General features: G+C 67.8%; 4 protein-coding genes and 1 pseudogene. 1 reads left to right on the top strand and 4 read right to left on the bottom strand.

The features are described from left to right. The 3 genes from VFA16_RS19745 to VFA16_RS19735 form a co-directional block, all read right to left on the bottom strand. The coding region (locus tag VFA16_RS19745) for an exodeoxyribonuclease VII small subunit (protein WP_324969447.1) at positions 1–239 on the bottom strand (239 nt) is incomplete at its 3' end. Then, entirely contained in the window at positions 229–1,470 is a 1,242-nt protein-coding gene (xseA, locus tag VFA16_RS19740) for an exodeoxyribonuclease VII large subunit (RefSeq protein WP_414687772.1), read from the bottom strand. The genes VFA16_RS19745 and xseA, both read right to left, overlap by 11 nt. An 8-nt stretch (positions 1,471–1,478) precedes the next feature. Continuing rightward, on the bottom strand, positions 1,479–2,099 hold the full coding sequence (locus VFA16_RS19735; RefSeq protein ID WP_324969445.1) for a lipid droplet-associated protein: 621 nt from the start codon (positions 2,097–2,099) through the stop codon (positions 1,479–1,481). A gap of 88 nt (positions 2,100–2,187) precedes the next feature. Here VFA16_RS19735 and VFA16_RS19730 point away from each other — a divergent pair, with 88 nt between their 5' ends. Continuing rightward, positions 2,188–3,189, top strand: a complete 1,002-nt coding sequence (locus tag VFA16_RS19730) for a 4-hydroxy-3-methylbut-2-enyl diphosphate reductase (protein ID WP_324969444.1) — start codon at positions 2,188–2,190, stop codon at positions 3,187–3,189. Positions 3,190–3,257: 68 nt separating this feature from the next. On the opposite strand, the pseudogene VFA16_RS19725 reads toward VFA16_RS19730, so the two are convergent. Further along, positions 3,258–4,037, bottom strand: a pseudogene (locus VFA16_RS19725) (DUF6542 domain-containing protein); the annotation flags it as partial.

Genomic DNA, 4,037 nt, shown 5'->3' with positions numbered 1-4,037 from the left:
CAAGTTTCCCCGGCGTCCCTTGCGCCCAGTGCGTCCTCAATGCGCTTCCGCGCGCCAGCTAAGTGCTCTTCACAACGTTTAGCCAGCTGCTCGCCTCTTTCCCACAGAGCTAGCGATGCATCCAGGTCCAGTCCGCCTTGCTCGAGCAGCCGCACCACTTCGATCAGTTGATCGCGGCATTCTTCATACCCGAGCGCACTAATAGGCGTAGCATCGTCGCGCTGTTTTTTAGCGCCCATCGGTGGGTCCCTCGCTGAGCGCCGCCACGGCACCGTCGGCGACCCGGACCCGCAGGTGGGTGCCCGCGGGCGCGTCGGCGGCGGACCGCAACACCGTGGCCGGTCCGGACGCGAGAACCGTCTGCACCACCGCATAGCCGCGGGCCAACGTGGCCGCCGGGCCGAGCGCACCGAGCCGGGCCGCCAGGTGGCCGATGCGTTCGGTCTCCGCGTCGACCAGTCGGGAAATATCGCGGCGCAGGGATGACCGGGCGCGGTGGATCTCGTCGGCACGCGTCCGCAGTGCCGTCATCGGCTCGGCTAACGCCGGACGGCTACGCAACGCAGCAAGTGCGCGCTCTTCGCGGGCCACCCAACTGCGCAACGCCTGAGCGCTGCGGCGACGCAGGTCGTCAAGCAAAGCCTGTTCGGCGACCGTATCCGGGACGATCTTCTTCGCCGCATCCGTGGGGGTGGCGGCGCGTAGATCGGCGACCAAGTCGCACAGCGGGTTGTCGGGCTCGTGCCCGACCGCGCTGACCACCGGAGTGCGGCACGCTGCGATCGCGCGGCACAGCGTCTCGTCGGAGAACGGCAACAAGTCCTCGACACTGCCGCCCCCGCGGGCCACCACGATGACGTCCACCTCCGGATCGGCATCCAACTCACGCAGCGCCTCGACGATCTGCGAAACGGCGTTGGGTCCCTGCACCGCGGTGTTGCGCACCGCAAAGCGCACCGCAGGCCACCGCGCGGCCGCCACGGTGGTCACGTCGTGTTCAGCCGCACTGGCGCGGCCGGTGATAAGCCCGATCATGTTGGGCAAGAACGGAATAGGCTGCTTCAGTCGTGGATCGAAGAGCCCCTCGGCGTCCAGCAGCCTGCGCAGCCGCTCGATGCGTGCCAGCAGCTCACCGATCCCGACGGCGCGAATCTCGCTGAGCCGCAAGGAGAAAGTGCCGCGTCCGGTGTAAAACGTCGGCTTGCCGCACACCACCACCTGGGTGCCTTCAGCAAGTTTCACCGGCGCGCCCAGCACCAGATCCCGCGGACAGGTCACATTCAGCGACATGTCGGCCGCGGGGTCGCGCAGCACCATGAACACCGTCTTGGAGTCGGGCCGGATGTTGATCTGCGTCAGCTGGCCCTCTACCCAGACGGTGCCCAGCTTGTCGATCCAGCCTGCAATCCGTACGGCCACCGCACGCACCGGAAACGGGTTTTCGGGAGAATTCGCCGGTTGGGCCGGCACCGCTCGGGTCACTTCGCGGTCGCGCGGGTGATCCTGTTGGCGAGCAGCGTCTGGAACGGTGCGCGCGCCTTCGTGGCCTCCTCGTAGGCCAGCAAGGCCTCGAGTTCTTCCACGTCCAGCGAGTGCAATCTGGCTCGCAGCTGGGCCAGGGTCAGCGTCTCGTAGTCAAGCTCGGCGGCCACGGGCGGAACCGCAACGGTGGCGTTGGCTGGCGGCTTCTTTTGGGCGGGTATCGACTTGGTCGGCGCCTCGGACGCGGTACCGGGCTCACGGCTGTTCTCGGCCGCATCCGACACCGAATACAACGCGAAGCGTCCCTCGGCGCGGCGCTCGCTGTCGGCGGTGTCGATTCGGGAAGTCGGTGCCTCGTCGGTCGCCTCGGGGAGATCCTCGTCGAAGGTGGCCCACTCCGGCTGCTCGTCTTTCGGCGGGAAGATGGTCTCCAGCGTCGCGTCGCCCTTGATGGCTAGCTCGGCTAGGTTTTGCTGGAAGCGCATCACGATGTGCGCCGCCTGGCTGGCGAGCGTCATCGGATACATCAGGATGGTCCGCGGCAGTTTCCTGGTTTCCTCGACGGCGACTGTCGCCACACCCACCAGCAGCCGAATCCCATACGGTGCAGAAGCCATGAGTCCAAGACTGCCCTAACCGACGGTCAAGGCCAAGCCGACGTCGCGAGCTGGCGGCCCTGCACGGGCAGAAAGTACGCTGGCTGCCATGCCGCCGACCGTCAACATGGGGATTCCGGGCGCCGCGGCCTCGGCGGTCGACCACTCGGCGGGTAAGCGGGTGCTGTTGGCCGAGCCGCGTGGCTATTGCGCCGGGGTCGACCGCGCCGTCGAGACGGTCGAGCGTGCGCTGGAAAAGCACGGCCCACCGGTCTACGTCCGTCACGAGATCGTCCACAACCGGCATGTGGTGGAGACCCTGGCCAAGGCCGGCGCAGTGTTCGTCGACGAAACCGACGAGGTACCGGAGGGCGCCATAGTGGTGTTTTCCGCGCACGGTGTGGCCCCGAGCGTGCACGCATCGGCCGCCGAGCGGCAACTACAGGTCATCGACGCCACGTGCCCGCTGGTCACCAAGGTGCACAACGAGGCCAAACGCTTTGCCCGCGACGACTACGACATCCTGCTCATCGGCCATGAGGGCCACGAGGAAGTCATCGGAACCGCCGGCGAAGCCCCCGACCACGTGCAGCTGGTCGACGGGCCGGGCGCCGTGGACAAGGTGACGGTCCGCGACGAGAACAAGGTGATCTGGTTGTCGCAGACCACGCTGTCCGTCGACGAGACCATGGACATCGTCGAGCGGCTGCGCCAGAGATTCCCGAAGCTGCAGGACCCGCCCAGCGATGACATCTGCTACGCGACGCAGAACCGGCAGGTCGCGGTCAAGGCGATGGCACCGGAATGTCAGCTGGTGATCGTCGTCGGCTCGGCCAACTCGTCCAACTCGGTGCGGCTGGTGGAGGTGGCGCTCGGCGCCGGCTCCCGGGCCGCGCACCTCGTGGACTGCGCGGACGACATCGACCCGGCTTGGCTCGACGACGTAACCACGGTCGGCGTCACCTCCGGCGCTTCGGTGCCCGAGATCCTGGTGCGCGGCGTCCTGGAGCGGCTGGCTGAATACGGCTACGAATTGGTGCAGCCGGTGACCACCGCCAATGAGACGCTGGTGTTTGCGTTACCGCGGGAGATCCGCCCCGCCCGGGCCTGACGGCGGACAGACGCAAACGCCTCTCAATCGCGCCGAGTCTGGGTGCGTTTGCGTCGTCTCGCGAGACCTCAGATGTCGTATTCCCACGATTCAGCCGCGGATTTGGGTGTTCTGCTGGAGCGGGTTTCCGGGGCCGCGTCGCTCTCCTCGTTGCCGCCAGCTGCGCGATAGCGGACCCGCGAGATGGGGTGGTGTGTCGCACCGGTGCCACTGCCAGCGTTCGATGTTGTGCGACGGCGCGGGGGCGGATCGTAGGCGTCCAGCGGCTCGTACGGGTCGAAGCGGCTGGTGCGAGTAGTCGGCCGGCTGCTGCGCCCGTGCGGATCGCGACGGATTTCCCGTGGCGGTTGGCCACGAAGGTCCGGATCGCGCGGGGGCCGCGGCCGGCGGCGCGGGGTGGCTGGCGGCTCGGCGGCATCCAGATCTCGGGCATGGGTGGGGCGACGGCGTCGCCTGCGCTCGACAGTGGGGTCGGGCTGCTCATCTAGCGGCGGTCGGGCGTGGCGGGACCGGGTGGGCGCCGACCGTTTGGTGGGCCGAGCTCGGCTGGCCGCCCTCGCGGACTTCGCCTGACCCACTGCGTGGGTCCGCCGTGAGCTTCTCGCGGGTTTCTTCTCGGCCTGGTCGGCCGAATCACGACTGAACAGCGACGCGATTTTCGCCGCAATTCCGCCACCTCGCGTGCCGGTGTCGGCGTCGGTTTCGATGGTGTCGGCCGCTCCAGTGCGTGTCGCCATCCCGAGGTACCAGCGCACCAAGCCGATCAGCAGCACCCCGGCCGAGGTGAACACCATCAGCGGAAAGCGCTCGATCAGCGGATAGCCGCAGTTGATCAAGATGTCTTTGAC

Source organism: Mycobacterium sp., assembly GCF_035653355.1.
Classification (GTDB): Bacteria; Actinomycetota; Actinomycetes; order Mycobacteriales; family Mycobacteriaceae; genus Mycobacterium.
This window is presented reverse-complemented; position numbering and strand designations above follow the sequence as displayed.